This window comes from Streptomyces sp. NPDC045998 (assembly GCF_056430285.1).
Genome location: NZ_JBWKLJ010000002.1, coordinates 739863 through 755273, shown reverse-complemented (window position 1 = coordinate 755273; position 15411 = coordinate 739863). Strand labels below are relative to the sequence as shown.

Genomic DNA, 15411 nt, shown 5'->3' with positions numbered 1-15411 from the left:
CCTCGCCGGTGTGCGCCCGGGCGCCGCGTTCGCGCCAAGCGCACGCATGGGCCCCGGCGAGGTCCACGCGACACACGTACCGGCAGGGCAGGATCTCCGGCATGCCGACTCCTTCCCTCGAGCAGTTCAGCCTCTACGACGAACGCTTCCAGGACGGTCGCTACGAGATCTACGACGCGCTCCGCACCAGGGAGCCGGTGTTCTGGCACGAGGAGACCCGGTCCTGGTTCATCACGCGCTACGCGGACGTGTCCGCCCACCTGGTGGGGGACGCCTTCCTCACCGGTCCGCTGGTGAGGAACAAGATGAGGAACGTTCCGCCGGGCGAGGAGGGGCGGTTCCAGGACATCGTCGACATCGTCTCGGCCTGGATGGTCTACAACGACCGTCCGGTCCACACCCGGCTGCGCAGCCACATGAACCGCGCGTTCTGGAGCAGGGAGATCGACCTCATCCGTCCCGAGATCCGGCGCATCGTCTCGGAACAGCTGGATCTCGTCCTCGAACGGACCGGCGGCTCCTTCGACTTCGTGGAGGCGGTCGCCCATCCGGTCCCCGCCATGGTCCTGGGCAGGATGCTCGGCATCCCGGCGGAGGAGGTCGAGCGGTTCATCGGATGGTCCGACGACATCGCCGCCTTCATGCAGGACTTCGTCGTCAAGGCCGCGCCCGACCGCGAGACCGGTGCGCGGACCCGGCGCAGCCTGCGCGAGATCGTCGGGTTCCTGACCCGCGCGATCGAGGAGCGGCGCCGGAGCCCGAGGAACGACCTGCTCACCCGGCTCGTCGTGAGGGACGCCGACGACTCCGGTGGGCCCGGGGCCCTGACGGACGCCGAGGTGATCCGGCAGATCATCCACCTCGTCTTCGGCGGGCACAAGATCCCGCAGTACCTGCTGAGCAACTGCCTGCACCTGCTTCTCGCGCACCCGCGGGAGTTCGCGGCGCTGAAGGCGGACCGCGCCCGCGTGAGCGCGACGGTGGAGGAGTGCATCCGGCTCGAGGCACCGCTGCAGTACGTCACCCGGCACGCGAAGGACGACATCGAACTGCACGGCAGGAGGATCCGCGGCGACGACTCCGTCTACTTCTTCCTCGGCGCCGCCGGCCGCGACCCGGAGGCCTTCGAGGACCCCGGGGTCTTCCGCCCCGGCCGCACCGGCCGCCGGCACCTCGGGTTCGGCGGCGGGTACCACGCCTGCATCGCGGCGGCGTTCGCCCGGGCGGAGGTCGAGGAGGTGCTGCTGGGCCTGCTCGACCGGATGCCCGGGGTGGCCGCGCGCTACGACCTCTCCAGGCCGCGCTGGACGCCGAACCCGACCTTCCACGGCATCGTCACCATGCCGGTGGAGGCCGAGGGCTGACCGCGGCCGTCCGGGTGCGCTCACCCCCGCGCAGGCGTGCGCCACGTGCCCCGGGCACGGGCGTGACGTCCGGCGGACGAAGGCGTTTTCCCTCATCGATACGGTGACGGGTGGCGGGTCCGTCCGGCCCGCCGCCCCCTTCAGGAAGGTGGCACCCATGCGACGCAGCGGCCCCGGCACCGCCACGAGTACCGCCGTGATCCTCACCGACGCGCGCGGCCAGTACCTGCTGCACCTGCGCGACGCCCACAAACCCATCTGCGATCCGGGCACCTGGTCGCTGATCGGCGGCGCACCCGAGGGGGCGGAGACGCTCGACGAGGCGATCGCCCGCGAGCTGCGCGAGGAGGCCGGACTCGTCCTCCCCGGCCTCACGCCCTTCACGACGGTGCGCGCCGAAGGCCCCCAGGTGACGGAGGGCCACATCCGGGTGTACACGGGCCGGTGGGACGGCGACGCCGACCGGTTGCCGGTCGGCGAGGGCATCATGTTCCGCTGGTTCGACGTGGCGACCATGGCGCGGCTGACGATGTGTCCGTGGGCGTACGAAGCGATCCTCGCCCACCACCGGCGGGCTTCCGTCGCCGCGCCCGCGCTCGCGACGGTGCCGCAACAGCGTTCCGGCGCCGTGCGGAACGTGATCGGCGCGCACCTCTACCTGGAGCGCGACGGGCGCACGCTCCTCGGACTGCGCCACCCTGAGGTGGCGTACGCGGCCGAGCACTGGCACGCGCTCGCGGGACACGTCGAGTACGAGTCCGTCCGGTCGGCCCTGGTGAGGGAGGCCGCCGAGGAGGCCGGTCTCCTCCTGCGGCCGGAGGACCTGCACCTGGTGCACACCGTCCACGTGCTCGACCGGGCCGCCGCGGAACCGCGCGTCCAGCTGTTCTTCCGCCGGGACCAGGCGCAGGCGGGTGCGGAGGGAGACGCCCGGGCCCGGATCGCGCCACTACGCCTCGAGGTCGGCCTTCTCCGCGGGGGGTGCCGGTCAGTCGGCCAGTCGGTCAGTCGGTCGAGGAGAGCAACTGATCATCGTACGGAGGGCGCCGGCCGGGACAGAACGGGCGAACTGGACTGTCTGGTGTGGTGATGCGGTCGCTCCTGGTCGGCCGGGCGGCCGAGTACGCCGGGCTACTCGAGGCGCTCCCGGGGCGACCTCCCGCGCGCCGCGTCGGCCCATCGGCGCGGGGCCAACGCCGCGCTGCTGGGCGACTGGTCCCGCTCGGTCGCCGAGCGCGGCAGCGCGGCCGACGCGTACACGGCGCGGGCCTGCGGCCGAAGCGTCGGCGGAGCGGCTGATGCTGGCCGACGAGCCGAAGTCCGCGGTGCGGCTCGCGGAGGGCCTGGACCAGGCGGTGGCCGAGGACGCGCGGGCGGCGGGCCGTACGGACCTGCAGGCCCGCGCGCTGGCGATGCAGGGCCCCTCCGCTCCGCCCTCGGTACCGGGGCCCAGGGAGTCGCCCTCGCGCGGTCCGGGTTGGAGCTCGCCCTCTCCGTACAGTGCCGGAGGCGACCGGCGAGGCGTACTACAAGCTGGGCGAGGCCCTCGGGTACGCGGCCGACTACGCCGCGGTCGCCGACGCCATCGACTCGGCGATCGCACTGTGCCGGGGGGAGGTGCTGCACCTGCTGGCCGACGGCCGGACGAACCGCGAGATCGCCGGTGAGCTCTTCGTGAGCACACGCACCGTGGACATGCACGGTGGAAGCTGCCCAGCACGCCGATCGCCCGGTCACGAACCTCCCTGCCGTGGCAGTACACGCAGTGCAGGATCGCGCCCCCACCGCTCGGCCAGCCCGGGCACGTCGGGCAGCTCATCGACCAGCCCCGTTGTCACCAGTACCCGCCGCGCCCGCACCCGCTGTCAGTCCTCGGTGACCACCGAGAACTCCTCACCGTCCCGGTGCACCTGCGCCACCCGGCTGCCGTACGCTGCGACTTCCTCCCGGCCCAGTCGCAGCAATTCCAGTGGCGACATGCCCTCCCGGCCCCAGAATGCCGTGCGCGCCGCCCCCGATGGCCGGGGCGTTGCGCGGTTCCCGCGCCGATCACCAGCATCGACCGACGCACCCGGCCCAGGGTCAGCGCGGCCGAAAGTCCGGCCGCCCCTCCGCCGACCACGACCACGTCCCAGGCCGTACCCGTCCACTCGCGTCATCTCTCGCTCGCTCATGACCCCACCCTGCGATCCGGCAACGCAGTACGGCAAAGATGCAAGCCGTTTTGGCAGGGTGCGATGGCGCCATCCGGGTCCTGACCTCCCGAGACTGCAGCAAAGCGCCAAGTGGTTCTGCGAACACCCTGTCGTCAAACGATCGTTTGCCGACAGCTGTGAGGGCGGGGGCGACCGGGCTCGTTCTCATGTTCTGCTACGGTGCCCGCATGTTCTTCCCTCGTGCATAGCAGCCGGTGCAGACCGCGCCCACTGGGCGCAGTCCTCGCTGCCCATGCACGTGCGAGCGCCTCACTTCGGCGCTGTCTTCGAGGAACGTGATCATGTCTTCGTCTTCCCTGGCCCCTTCGTACGCGGCTGTGCTGCGCACCCGCTACGCCTGTCGCACGTTCGGTGCGGCGTTGCTGGGCCGGCTTTCCTACGGAATGGTCTCTTTGTCGCTGGTTCTGGCGATCAAAGAAGCCACCGACTCCTATGCCATAGCCGGCACCGTCATGGCCCTGTTCGGGCTGACCAGCGTCTTTCTCTCACCGGCCCGGGCCGGTCTGGTCGACCGACACGGGCCACGCCGAGCTTTGCTCCCTATGGCGTCCGCCTATGCGCTGTTGCTGACCGGACTGGCCTTCGCGACCTCGCGGCCAGGTGCGTCAGGAGTTTTGCTGGGGCTCTTGGCGGTGCCCACCGGCGCGTGTACGCCGCCGCTCGGCCCGGTGATGCGGACGTTGTGGAGTGAGTTGGTTCCCGACCGGCGCCTGTTGCAGCGTGCGTACAGTCTGGACGCGGTCGCAGAGGAGCTCCTCTTTGTCACAGGACCGCTGCTGGTCGGACTGCTGGTGCAAGTCGCGGCACCATCGGTCGGTCTTGCGGTGAGCGCCGCACTCGTCTTGACCGGCTCACTCACCCTCATCTCGTCTCCGGCGGTCCACGGCTGGCCTGCCACGAGGAAGGACCCCGTCAGGCCGGAGCCGTCAGAGAGTTTCGTCTCCGGTGTACGACCTGCCCTCCCCCGTCGGCTACTCCAAGGTGGTTCCGGGCTGCGTCAGGCGATCGCCGTCTCCGCCGCGGTGGGCATGTGTCTAGGGGCGTTCGATCTCCTTGTAATCGCCTTCGCTGACGCATATGAAGAACCCGAGGTGGTCGCCTGGGTCCTGGCCGCGCTGTCTGGGGGCAGCGCGATCGGCGGCCTGGTCTATGGAGCCATCTCATGGCGCGCCTCAAGCAGACTACGGCTGGCATTCCTCGCTGCGGCCCTGGGCCTGCCCTTGGCCGCTACGGGGCTTTCCCCCCATCCCCACGTGCTCATTCTGTGGGCGGCACTCGGCGGCCTATTCGTCGCCCCGGCTATCACCACCGCCTACCTAATCGCCGATGAGTGCGCCGATCCAGCCAGTCGCACCAGAGCGGGTGCATGGGTCAACACTGCCTTCAACGCCGGTTCAGCGGGGGCCACAGCTGCCACAGGACTACTGGTGGGCCGCCTTCCCCTGCCTGTGTGTTTCGCACTTGCTGCGGCCCCGGTCGTATTGTCCGCGGCGACAGCCCTGAACCGGTCCCGTCGACCCACCCTCATCGCCGCCGCGCCGATCGAGCTTGAGTGGGAACGGACATCAGACGCGGAACCGCAGCCATCCGTCGACGGATGGGAGGCTCAAGAGCTGACGCGTGACTGGCATCCTGAACCTGCTTCCAGTGCACCCGGTCCAAACGAGTCTCCATCGTGTGCAAGCTGCGCTCCAACCAGTGATCGCGGGTCAGCCGCGTGAACGCCTTACTGACGGCGCCTTCGGCTACTGGTCCACGCGGGCTCACCGCCGTCGTCCTCGCCCAGTTCGGGCGTGTCCGGATCGCGCAGGGGGCGCAGGGCGCCGGCGACAGGAACCGAGGCGGTGAAGCTGTAGCGGCCGAGCAGGTCACGTTGCGGTGCTTGAGCGGGGAGAGCCGGGCGATGTCCTCGTCCCGGATCTCGTGGCCTCGGCGCGGAGCCGGGCGACGGCAGCGTCGATGTGTTTCGTGGTCCACAGCACGATGGCGTTGAGGACCAGGCCGAGCGCGCCGAGCTGGTCCTCCATCCCGTCCCGGTATGCCTGGTGGATGGTGCCGCGCTTGCCGTGGCACACGTTCCGGGCGAGCTTGTGGCAGGAATCCTGCACGGTGAGCTGCCGGTTCATCTGCCGACGGTAGGTGTCGTCCACCGGGTCGACCACGCGCAGCAGGTGCTCGGTCTTGACGATGCGCCCGTACTCGGCGAACGCCGCCCCCAGCGGGGTCGGGCGGCCGTCGCCGGGCATCGTGCCCCGCCGGAACCGCTGGTCGTCCAGGTCACGGAAACGGGGGCTGAAGTTGTAGCCGTGCCGCAGTCCTTGCCTGGGTCTGCGGCACGCGTGGGGCTGTGGCGATCTTCGGTGGAACAGCCAGCCACGCGAGTGCACTTCCGGGTCCCCGACGCCCCCTCCTTGCGTCGCCGGGGCAACCTGCCGACATGAGCGAAGAGCAGGAAGACACAGACAGGACGGCGGCTGAGCAGGCATGTCGGCTGGTGGATCGGGGTGCTTGCCGGTTTGGCCGGCATCGCAGGGTTGATCTTCACGATCACGACAAGAGAACGGTTCACGCTGGAGGACTGGGTGAAGCAGGCCAACGCCGCATGCGACGGGCTGCACGGTGAGCTCGTCGATAAGTGGGCCAGGGCATCGACCGCCCTCTTCGTACTGGACGACGGAGGCTACCAGCCAGCGGACTACCAGACGGCGGCATACGCCTGGGAGGCCGTGAGCGCAGCCGAGCGACGGTTCAGCGGCGAGCTCGGGAAGATCAAGACACCCGGCTCGCATGAGCAGGAGATCTCACGTCTCCTGGACTCCCTTACCGCAACGAGTACTGCCTCGGCGGAGCTAGCCGTGAAGCTTGGAACCGAGGCCATCACGTCCAACGCTGAGGGAGCCGAGCAGCCGCATACTGAGCTCGCAACCCAAGGGCAGGCAGGCTTTAGGAGCCTTGGCGCCTCGCACTGCTTTGCCCTGCCGCCCTCGGACTGACCTGGCGAACTCTGCGAGTGCGCGCCGGCAGCCGGCCTACGCCGTCGTACGGGTCGTTACCGGGCCGTCGTCCGGTGCTCAATGCCGACGGCGGCCTGCAGTCCACCCAGCCGGGCTCGGGCAGCCAGTGCCGCTCGCGGGCGATCCGGCCCCATGCTGAGCCCGTCACCCGTACGGCCGGTGGTCGTTTCCGGTCCACCGCCCTCGAGGCGCTGCTCTACCCGTTGGGCCTGCTGACGGCAACGGTCATGCCGGAGGTCCGCAACTGCGCGTACGTCCGGCTGGTCTTCCGCATCGCGGGCCCCGGCGGTCACTCGCAGTGGATCCAACCCGCGCGCCCGGGTGTCTTCGAAGAACTCGACGACAAGGACGAGATCGAGCACCTGCTGCCGGTGAGCAGCACCAAACCCGGCGAGACGACAGCCGGGGCCTTCGTCCAGGACCTGCTCGGCCTGCCCGCCGCCGTGCGCGGGGCAACCCGTGTCGGCCTGGACGACTTCTACGGCACCGTCATGGCGCTGTGGCAGAACACGATCGTCTGGGAGTTCCCTTGGCGGCGGGAAGGACGAGGCGCGGATCCTGGCGCGGAGGTGCTTCTCGGGTTGTGGAACGAGGCCTTGGCCGACCTGGAGAAGAACGACTCCGAGGCAACGTCGCGATACCGGGCGGCCCGCTCCGCACTGGCAGCGTTCAAGAAGCTGCGGGACAGCGGCGCGCTGGCTGACCCGGCCAGCCTCCGTGCCATATACGAGCAGAAGCAGCGCGAACACCGTGAGGCAACGCAGCGGTGGCAGCAGACTGACGCGGCACTGAAGACCGCGATCGGGGAAGGCGGGCGGGTCGTGGCCTTGCACAAGGCGGCCGAGCTTGAGCGCAGAAGGACCGCCAAGCAGGTCGTCGCCGCCCATGGCCGGCTGAACAGCGCCACCGCCGACCACGCGCGCGCCGAAGGCCAGCTCGCCGAACTGCTCAAGCCGCGGGCGCAGGACTGCACAGGCTGCGGGCAGCTGCTCCACAGCCCGTCCCTGCGGTCCAGCTGGACGGGGTGGCCGAAACAGGTGCTGACGAGGTCACTGGTCAGCACCTCGGCGACCGGGCCGGAGGCCAGGGCGCGTCAGGCCCGCAGCAGCAGCGCGTGGGTCGTACCGGCCGGGAGCTCCTCCAGGTGGTGGGTCACCAGCAGGGAGGCGAGTCCGGGGTGGGCCTCGCGCAGAGTGTCCAGCCGGTCGAGCAGCAGCTCACGGCCGCCCACATCGAGCCCCGTGGCCGGTTCGTCCAGGAACAGGAGCCGCGGCCGCGGCATCAGCGCACCGGCGATGAGGGTCCGCAGCGTTCCCCCTAGGAGAGCGTCGACCAGCGCGCCTCGTTCCGGCCCGCCAGCGAGCATCTCCGTCCGCCGGTCGGCCCGCTCCTCCTCATCGGCGGACGGCAGCCGGCGCGGTAGGCGCTTGATGGAGTCGGTGAGGCCGGTCAGGACGACCTCGCGTACGCGCAGCGCCAACGGAGGGGGTGGCGGGGGTTCATGTGTCCGATGGGGGCCCGCAGGCCGAGCAGCGTCGACTTGCCCGCGCCGATCGCGCGGGGAGATGTCGCGGAGGAGGGGGACGCCGGCGCGGACGACCTGGGCGTCGTGGGCTTCGAGGGTGGCGGCGGTCATCGACTGGAACGGGGAGCGGGTGAAGATCACGGACGCAGCCTCACCGCTCTCAGCTCCTCGGACACGCTGCGGACCTTCGGGTCGGTTGGATCCATGCGACCCCCTCCCCGTACGCCTCGACCTTGAGTGCGTACAGTCAGGGCCCATGACGAACCAGTCCTCCTTCGTGGTGCACGTTCCCGACGCCGAGCTGGAGCCCGAGCCCCTGGACCCCGAGCAGATCGTCTCCGGCGACCCGGTGGTGACCGGGAAGGTGCTGTGGGAGTCCGCCGACGGCAAGCAGGTGCGCGGCATCTGGCAGATCACGCCCGGCGTGGTGACGGACACGGAGGCGAACGAGCTGTTCGTCGTCGTCAGCGGGCGCGCCACCGTGGCCGTCGAGGGCGGGGACACCCTGGAACTCGGGCCGGGTGACGCGTGTGTCCTGCGCGAAGGGGACCGGACGACCTGGACGGTGCACGAGACCCTGCGCAAGGCGTACCACATCTGCCTCTGAGGCCAAGGGCGCCCGGCCTTCCGATCCGCCGACGCGGAACGGCCCGTCCGCTGACCCGCGTCACCCCGCGCGGGTCGCACGGGTCGCCGCCGCCGCGCCCGCCGTGACGTCCGCGAGGTGCCGCAGCCGTACTTCGAGGCGCCCGTCGGTCACCCGGGTGTCGAACGACGGCTGAGGCGCCGTCGCGGGGCCCCGGACGTTCCAGCCGTCGGCGAGCCGGAAGACGCTGCCGTGCCACGGACAGCGCACGCAGCCGTCGTGGATCTCGCCCTCCGACAGCGGTCCGGCCATGTGGCTGCACCGGTCGGCCAGCACATGGACGGCTCCGCCCGGCTCGCGGAACACCATGATCGCCACCTCGCCGACATGGCTCCGTACCGCCCTGCCGACCGGGAAGTCGGCGAGGTCCCCGAGGGCGTGCCAGCCGGGCTCCGTCATGTTCGGCACCTGTTCGGCGTGGTTCGCGCCGGAGGCCTGGCGGTAGGCGAGGTGGCCGCCCAGCGCGCCGCCCACCATGACCGCCGACAGTCCGGCCAGTCCCAGCGCCTTGCCCCGCCACACGCGGCCGCGGCGCCTGGCCGCGTACGAGGCCGCGTACAGGGCGACGGCGGTGATGTTGCCGGCGGCGTGGACGAGCCCGACGCGCTGCTGCTGCTTGGGGAGGTCGGCCCAGTCGACCCAGCCGGCCACCGCGGCGGGCCCGGCCGTCGCGAGACCCACGCCGATCAGAGCCCGGGAGGCCCGGCGGTTGCCGGGCAGGGCGTCGAGCACCGCCGCCGACAGCCACGTCCCGATGGGCACCTGCACCATCAGCGGGTGCAGGGGATGCCCGAGCCAGCGCCCGTGCAGCACGTCCCGCGCGGCGCCCAGCGGGGCGGCCTGGACCGCGGACCGCACCGCGCCGATCAGCCAGTCGGCTCCGGACCACCGTTCCAGCCCGTCCGCGCCCCGAAGGACGCGGCCGGGCCCTTCGGCCGACGGCATGAGCCGCCGCACCACCGCGGTCCCACCCTGAAGCTTGCCCGTTCGTTTCATCCCGGTCATGCCGTTCCGGGTAGCCGCTCACACCCCGGATGAAACGGCGTGCCGCCGAGTGAGCCGGGTCTCACCGGGACGCCACGACTTGTCTATGCAACAAGTTGCATAGCAGGATCACGGCATGGCGCTCGAGCACGCGATCCTCGTCTCCCTGCTGGAGAAGCCCGGCTCCGGCTATGAGCTGGCCCGGCGCTTCGAGCGGTCCATCGGCTACTTCTGGACCGCCACCCACCAGCAGATCTACCGCGTGCTCAAGCGCATGGAGGCCGACGGCTGGATCGACGTGCGCGAGGTGGCGCAGCAGACCCGGCCGGACAAGAAGGAGTACTCGGTCGCCGCCCCGGGCAGGGCGGCCCTCTCCCGGTGGCTGCACGATCCGATCGAGCCCGAGAGCGTCCGGCACGACCTCGCCGTGAAGATCCGGGGGGCCGCCTTCGACGACCCGGCCGCGCTGATCGAGGAGGTGGAGCGCCACCAGGGCCTGCACCGCGACCGGCTCGCGCACTATCTCGCCGGAGAGCAGCGGGACTTCGGCGCGGACCGGGTTCCCGGAAGGCCGGTCGACGCACCCGGTTCCGTCGACGCGGACGGTTCCGATGGCGAGGGCGGTTCCGGCGGCACGCGCGGTTCCATCGACGCGGACGGTTCCGGCGGCACGGGCGGCGCGTTCGATGCCGGGCGGGAGCTCCAACACGCGGTGCTGCGGGGCGGTATCGCGTACGAGCGGATGATGATCGCCTGGCTCGACGACGTGCTCGCCACCCTCCACCGGCTCCGCTCCGGTCGCTGAACCCCGTCGGCTCTCCCTGTGCTTCCCCCCCCCTGTCCCCAAGCCGGAAAGGCGAACATCCATGGCTGACCCGCTGCTGTTCAACCCGCGCACCTACGACCCCGCGCACTTCGACCCCGAGACCCGCAGGCTGCTGCGCGCCACCGTCGACTGGTTCGAGGAGCGCGGCAAGCGCAAGCTGATCGAGGAATACCGCTCCCGCGCATGGCTGGCGGACTTCCTCGCGTTCTCGGCGAAGGAGCGGCTGTTCGAGACCTTCCTGACGCCCGCGTCCGCCGCCGAGGGACAGCCGGACAAGCGCTGGGACACCGCGCGGATCGCCGCCCTCAACGAGATCCTCGGCTTCTACGGCCTCGACTACTGGTACGCGTGGCAGGTCACGATCCTCGGCCTCGGACCGGTCTGGCAGAGCGACAACGCCGCGGCCCGCGCCCGCGCCGCCGAACTGCTCGCGGAGGGCGAGGTGTTCGCCTTCGGCCTGTCCGAGAAGACCCACGGCGCCGACATCTACTCCACGGACATGCTGCTGGAGCCCGACGGCGACGGCGGCTTCCGGGCCAGCGGCTCGAAGTACTACATCGGCAACGGCAACGCCGCCGGGCTCGTCTCCGTCTTCGGCCGGCGCACCGACGTCGAGGGCCCGGACGGGTACGTCTTCTTCGCCGCGGACAGCCGCCACCCGGCGTACCACCTGGTGAAGAACGTCGTCGACTCGTCGAAGTACGTCAGCGAGTTCCGGCTCGACGGCTACCCGGTGCGCGCCGAGGACGTCCTGCACACCGGGCGGGCCGCGTTCGACGCCGCGCTCAACACCGTCAACGTCGGCAAGTTCAACCTCTGCACGGCCTCCATCGGCATCTGCGAGCACGCGATGTACGAGGCGGTCACGCACGCGCAGAACCGCATCCTGTACGGCCGCCCGGTCACCGCCTTCCCGCACGTGCGCCGCGAACTGACCGACGCGTACGTCCGGCTCGTCGGCATGAAGCTGTTCAGCGACCGCGCCGTCGACTACTTCCGCTCGGCGGGCCCCGACGACCGTCGGTACCTGCTGTTCAACCCGATGACCAAGATGAAGGTGACCACCGAGGGCGAGAAGGTCATCGACCTCATGTGGGACGTCATCGCCGCCAAGGGGTTCGAGAAGGACACGTACTTCGCGCAGGCGGCCGTGGAGATCCGCAGCCTGCCGAAGCTCGAGGGCACGGTCCACGTCAACCTGGCGCTGATCCTGAAGTTCATGCGCAACCACCTGCTGGACCCGGCCGATTACGCCCCCGTGCCGACGCGCCTGGACGCCGCCGACGACGCGTTCCTCTTCCAGCAGGGGCCGGCCCGCGGCCTGGGCTCGATCCGCTTCCACGACTGGCGCCCCGCCTTCGACGCCTTCGCGCACCTGCCGAACGTGGCCCGCTTCCGCGAGCAGGCGGACGCCCTGTGCACGTTCGTCACCACCGCCGCGCCGAACGAGGAGCAGAGCCGCGACCTGGACCTCCTCCTCGCCGTCGGCCAGCTCTTCGCCCTGGTCGTGCACAGCCAGCTGATCCTGGAGCAGGCCCGTCCGACCGGCCTGGACGAGGACGTCCTGGACGAGCTGTTCGCCGTCCTCGTACGCGACTTCTCCGCGTACGCCGTCGAGCTGTACGGCAAGGACTCCGCCACGCCCGAGCAGCAGCGCTGGGCCCTGGACGCGGTCCGGCGCCCGGTCGTCGACGACAGCCGGTCGGCGCGCGTCTGGGAGCGGGTCGAGGCGCTGTCCGGGGCTTACGAGATGGCGCCGTAGACCCGGAACCGGCGAACCCGGTGTGCGGGAGCGCGGTGACCCGGGGGCACCGCACGCCCGCACACCGATACGGGCCTTGCCGGAGCCGGAGCCGGAGCCGGAGCGGAAAGCGGGGAGCGGGGAGCGGGGAGCGGGGAGCGGCCGTGAGCATGCGCGATTTCCGGCCGAAGTGTTCGGCCGCTCGGACAGGTTGCGCCCGTTTCGGGGCGGCGGTGCAGGTGGGCGCCCTGTGACCGGTGCGAACGGCGGGTTGCGCCAGGTGCTGCGGCGCGCCGGGCGACGTGACGGCGAGCGGAACGCCGCAGGTCGGCGGAGGCGTCGTCCCGAGGGCGTCATCCGGAGGAAACATCGGCGACACACGGCCTTCGGACAGGTCGGCGCGAACCTTGTCCACCCGCGCCGACGGCGACGCACACTAACCCTGTCGTTCAACTCATGAAGACAGGAGTGGCAGTGAAGCGGTTTTTCCGTTCAACTTTCAGCGTTGCTGCGCTGGTGACCCTCGGTGCAGTCGGTCCCGTGCCCGCCGCGACGGCGGCGTCGGCCGGTTCCCTCGCACCGGCTCCGGCGTGCCTGGAACTGGCCGCCGGCTGGCGGTACACGCTCGTCGGCAACCACTGCGGCGCGCCGCACCGGGTGACGGTGGAGTACCGCGACGGCACCGTCGCGCCCTGCCGCGAGGCCGCCGCCGGTGACACGGTGACGTTCGCGGGCTACGGCCCGCAGGGCAACGACCCCCTCGGCGTCCGCCTCTGCGCCGAGGCGGACGCACCTGCAAGCGTCTGACCTGCTGCGGAAGGTGGGCTGTCAGTGGTGCTCGCTACCGTGGTGGCCATGATCGATGCCGAGCAGGTCCGCCGTATCGCGCTGTCCTTCCCGGAGACGGTGGAGAAGGAGGCATGGAGCATGCCCACCTTCCGCGTGGCCGGGAAGATGTACGTCACCATCCCCGACGACCAGACGTCGTTCGCCGTGCGCTGCCCCAAGCACGAGCGCGCCGAACTGATCGCCGCCGAGCCGGGGAAGTTCTGGGTCCCACCGCACGAGGCGAGCTCCGCATGGGTCCGCGTGCGGCTCGCCGCCTTGGAGGACCTGGACGAACTGCGGGACATCCTCGTCGACTCGTGGAGACAGGCAGCCCCGGACCGGTTGGTCGAGGCCCACCCCGGCCTGCGGCCCGGAGGGGCGGCCGACCGCTGAGCGCAGGCTGCCGGCCCACCCGGCCCGGAACGGCGGCGTCTTCAACGGCTATCACGGTACGGGACGGCGCCCGGAGGGCTTGACCCACGCTCGGTCGCTCGCCGCCAGACGGGTCCGGGGGCCCGCGGAGCGCAGAACGACGTCCAAGGCACGGTCGGGGTCGGCGGCGTAACAGTTGCTGAACCAGGCCATGTTCGCCTCGACCACCGCCCACCCCTCCGCTCCTCCGGGGTCGGGTGCCGTCACCAGCCCGACGTCCACCACCACCGCGCTCGGCAGCGTGTCCCCGCACGCGGCGAGGAGCCGCGCCGCGAAGTCGAGCACGGCGGCGCGGTGACGGTGGCCGTCGAGCGGTGCCACGTCGAGCCGTCCGAAGGTGGCGTACTGCGAACCCGTGCGGACCTCTCCGTCCAGGATGAAGAGACGGAACTCCACGGCCCAGGTGACCACGTCGCTGACCAGAACCGGGGTGTCCGGTGCAGGCTCCCCCGGCCTCCCGTACGGCAGCCGGCTGCCATCGGCGTGGACCGCCGCAGGGAAGCTCTTGTCGCTCGGGGGCTTCACGAACACCGGCCTGGTCAGCTGCCGGGCCTCGCCCAGGGTGGCCTGGACGACCCGTCGGAGGGTGTACGCGTACGGCAGCGCCGTCAGCCAGCCATCGGCCGGCTCCAGCAGGGCGATCCCGAGGTCGTCCACCACCCCCGCCGCGAACCGGGGCCCACCGTAGTAGTGGACGTCCCCGGAACCTCCGAGGCCCGCGGCGCCGACGGCCGGAAGCACCTCGACCCGCATGGACCGCCGCCGCGCGGCGGCCGACAGCAGCTCACCGGTCATGGTGGGCTGGGGTGACAGGGCGAGGACTCCGTGCTCGTTCATGCCAGGCGACCTTGCCACCGCCATGGCCGAACCGTCCATGGGTTTTGAAGCACCGGGACGGGCGGGAGAGTGGCCTCTTCACCCCGGCGCAGCGCCGCCTGCCGGTGACGATGACCGGGTGCTGGGCCGCCTTCGCCCGCACCGGCGCGCCGCACGGCCCCGGGCCGCCCGCCTAGCTCCCCCACCGCCCGGGGGTCGCGGGCGGCCCGCCGTACACGCATTCACTGGCGCCGCTGCGCATCGGCCCCGTCGACTACCACCGCACGCACATCGTCGGTTTCTGGAGCCGCATGCCCTGACGCGCCGGATGGGGGCCGGGCTGCCGCCAGCAGGATCTTCAGCAGGTCGTCGGGGGCGTCCCGCATCACGTTGTGCCCGGAGGGCACCGCGTGCGTGCGCCAGGAGGGATCGTCGCGGAGGCGCTCGTGGAGTGCGGTGAAGGGCGACTGCCCGTCCCACCCGGTGGCGTAGACGTAGTCCCTGCCGCGGAAGCGGTCGAGCCCGCCCTCCAGCCGGATCTCCTGGAGCAGGGACGCCAGGGGGTGCGGTGTCGCCCGGGGGTCGAAGAACGGCAGCGGTGCGCTGGTGTAGCCGGTCTCGCCCACGCCCTGCAGGTACCAGGCGCGTTCCTGCTCGGTGACCAGCGACCAGCAGGAGTCGCCGTTCTCGGGCACCATCGCGTCGACGTAGACGAGTCCGGCCACGCGCTCGGGTACGCGGTCGGCGGCGCCCGTGATCACCATGCCGCCGTAGCTGTGGCCGACCAGTACGGCGTCGGTGATCTGCTCGTCCTGCAGGAGGTTGACGACGTCGGCGATGTGGGTGTCGAGGTTGACCGTGGCGGTGAGCAGGTGTCTGCGGTCCCCCACGCCGGTGAGGGTGAGGGGGTAGGCGTGGTGTCCGTGTTCCCGCAGCCCGCGTGCCAGCGGTTCGAAGGTCCAGGCGCCGTGCCAGGCGCCGGGTATGAGGACGAAGGTGGTCATCGGGGTGTTTCCTCG

14 protein-coding genes and 3 pseudogenes are annotated in these 15411 nt (G+C 71.2%); 10 read left to right on the top strand and 7 right to left on the bottom strand.

The features are described 5' to 3' along the window. Positions 1 to 101 precede the first annotated feature (101 nt). From AC07FJ_RS08345 to AC07FJ_RS08335, 3 genes and pseudogenes are all read left to right on the top strand, one after another. Positions 102 to 1364, top strand: a complete 1263-nt coding sequence (locus AC07FJ_RS08345; RefSeq protein WP_479046640.1) for a cytochrome P450 — start codon at positions 102 to 104, stop codon at positions 1362 to 1364. Positions 1365 to 1521: 157 nt separating this feature from the next. Beyond that, the gene (locus tag AC07FJ_RS08340) at positions 1522 to 2454 is read left to right on the top strand and encodes an NUDIX domain-containing protein (protein WP_479046639.1); all 933 of its coding nucleotides are present in this window, start codon (positions 1522 to 1524) and stop codon (positions 2452 to 2454) included. A 410-nt stretch (positions 2455 to 2864) separates the two neighbouring features. Continuing rightward, positions 2865 to 3026, top strand: a pseudogene (locus tag AC07FJ_RS08335) (hypothetical protein); the annotation flags it as partial. 46 nt (positions 3027 to 3072) lie between these two features. Here AC07FJ_RS08335 and AC07FJ_RS08330 read toward each other — a convergent pair. Beyond that, a pseudogene (locus AC07FJ_RS08330) lies at positions 3073 to 3492 on the bottom strand (FAD-dependent oxidoreductase); the annotation flags it as partial. Between the two features lie 369 nt (positions 3493 to 3861). On the opposite strand from AC07FJ_RS08330, the gene AC07FJ_RS08325 reads away from it, so the two are divergent. After that, positions 3862 to 5301: an MFS transporter gene (locus AC07FJ_RS08325; RefSeq protein WP_479046637.1), complete on the top strand. Its 1440-nt coding sequence runs from the start codon at positions 3862 to 3864 to the stop codon at positions 5299 to 5301. Positions 5302 to 5306: 5 nt separating this feature from the next. Here AC07FJ_RS08325 and AC07FJ_RS08320 read toward each other — a convergent pair. Beyond that, a pseudogene (locus tag AC07FJ_RS08320) lies at positions 5307 to 5886 on the bottom strand (Tn3 family transposase); the annotation flags it as partial. Positions 5887 to 6096: 210 nt separating this feature from the next. Between AC07FJ_RS08320 and AC07FJ_RS08315 the strand changes: the two are divergent. Continuing rightward, positions 6097 to 6573, top strand: a complete 477-nt coding sequence (locus AC07FJ_RS08315; RefSeq protein ID WP_479046636.1) for a hypothetical protein — start codon at positions 6097 to 6099, stop codon at positions 6571 to 6573. Positions 6574 to 6629: 56 nt separating this feature from the next. Here AC07FJ_RS08315 and AC07FJ_RS08310 read toward each other — a convergent pair whose 3' ends face one another. Together AC07FJ_RS08310 and AC07FJ_RS08305 are read right to left on the bottom strand one after the other, a co-directional pair. Beyond that, positions 6630 to 7589, bottom strand: coding sequence for a hypothetical protein (locus tag AC07FJ_RS08310; protein WP_479046633.1), 960 nt, complete (start codon positions 7587 to 7589; stop codon positions 6630 to 6632). 98 nt (positions 7590 to 7687) lie between these two features. Continuing rightward, on the bottom strand, positions 7688 to 8260 hold the full coding sequence (locus AC07FJ_RS08305; RefSeq protein WP_479046632.1) for an ATP-binding cassette domain-containing protein: 573 nt from the start codon (positions 8258 to 8260) through the stop codon (positions 7688 to 7690). A gap of 115 nt (positions 8261 to 8375) precedes the next feature. On the opposite strand from AC07FJ_RS08305, the gene AC07FJ_RS08300 reads away from it, so the two are divergent. Then, a complete protein-coding gene (locus AC07FJ_RS08300) occupies positions 8376 to 8726 on the top strand; it encodes a cupin domain-containing protein (RefSeq protein WP_361429410.1) in 351 nt (116 codons plus the stop codon). A gap of 60 nt (positions 8727 to 8786) precedes the next feature. Here AC07FJ_RS08300 and AC07FJ_RS08295 read toward each other — a convergent pair whose 3' ends face one another. Next, complete coding sequence (locus AC07FJ_RS08295) at positions 8787 to 9710, bottom strand: Rieske (2Fe-2S) protein (protein WP_479046630.1); 924 nt, start codon at positions 9708 to 9710, stop codon at positions 8787 to 8789. 175 nt (positions 9711 to 9885) lie between these two features. Between AC07FJ_RS08295 and AC07FJ_RS08290 the strand changes: the two genes are divergently transcribed. The 4 genes from AC07FJ_RS08290 (at position 9886) to AC07FJ_RS08275 (ending at position 13537) form a co-directional block, all read left to right on the top strand. Then, the gene (locus AC07FJ_RS08290) at positions 9886 to 10554 is read left to right on the top strand and encodes a PadR family transcriptional regulator (protein ID WP_479046629.1); all 669 of its coding nucleotides are present in this window, start codon (positions 9886 to 9888) and stop codon (positions 10552 to 10554) included. A gap of 61 nt (positions 10555 to 10615) precedes the next feature. Further along, a complete protein-coding gene (locus AC07FJ_RS08285; protein WP_479046627.1) occupies positions 10616 to 12337 on the top strand; it encodes an acyl-CoA dehydrogenase family protein in 1722 nt (573 codons plus the stop codon). 519 nt (positions 12338 to 12856) lie between these two features. Then, positions 12857 to 13123 carry an alpha-amylase gene (locus tag AC07FJ_RS08280; RefSeq protein ID WP_479046626.1) on the top strand — a complete coding sequence of 89 codons (267 nt, stop codon included), beginning with the start codon at positions 12857 to 12859 and terminating at the stop codon, positions 13121 to 13123. A 48-nt stretch (positions 13124 to 13171) separates the two neighbouring features. Further along, positions 13172 to 13537 (top strand): MmcQ/YjbR family DNA-binding protein, encoded by a 366-nt coding sequence (locus tag AC07FJ_RS08275; RefSeq protein WP_361429420.1) that lies wholly within the window; start codon positions 13172 to 13174, stop codon positions 13535 to 13537. Positions 13538 to 13588: 51 nt separating this feature from the next. On the opposite strand, the gene AC07FJ_RS08270 is transcribed toward AC07FJ_RS08275, so the two are convergent. Together AC07FJ_RS08270 and AC07FJ_RS08265 are read right to left on the bottom strand one after the other, a co-directional pair. Continuing rightward, complete coding sequence (locus tag AC07FJ_RS08270; RefSeq protein ID WP_479046624.1) at positions 13589 to 14413, bottom strand: ATP-grasp domain-containing protein; 825 nt, start codon at positions 14411 to 14413, stop codon at positions 13589 to 13591. Positions 14414 to 14634: 221 nt separating this feature from the next. Then, a complete protein-coding gene (locus AC07FJ_RS08265; protein ID WP_479046621.1) occupies positions 14635 to 15396 on the bottom strand; it encodes an alpha/beta fold hydrolase in 762 nt (253 codons plus the stop codon). Positions 15397 to 15411: the final 15 nt, after the last annotated feature.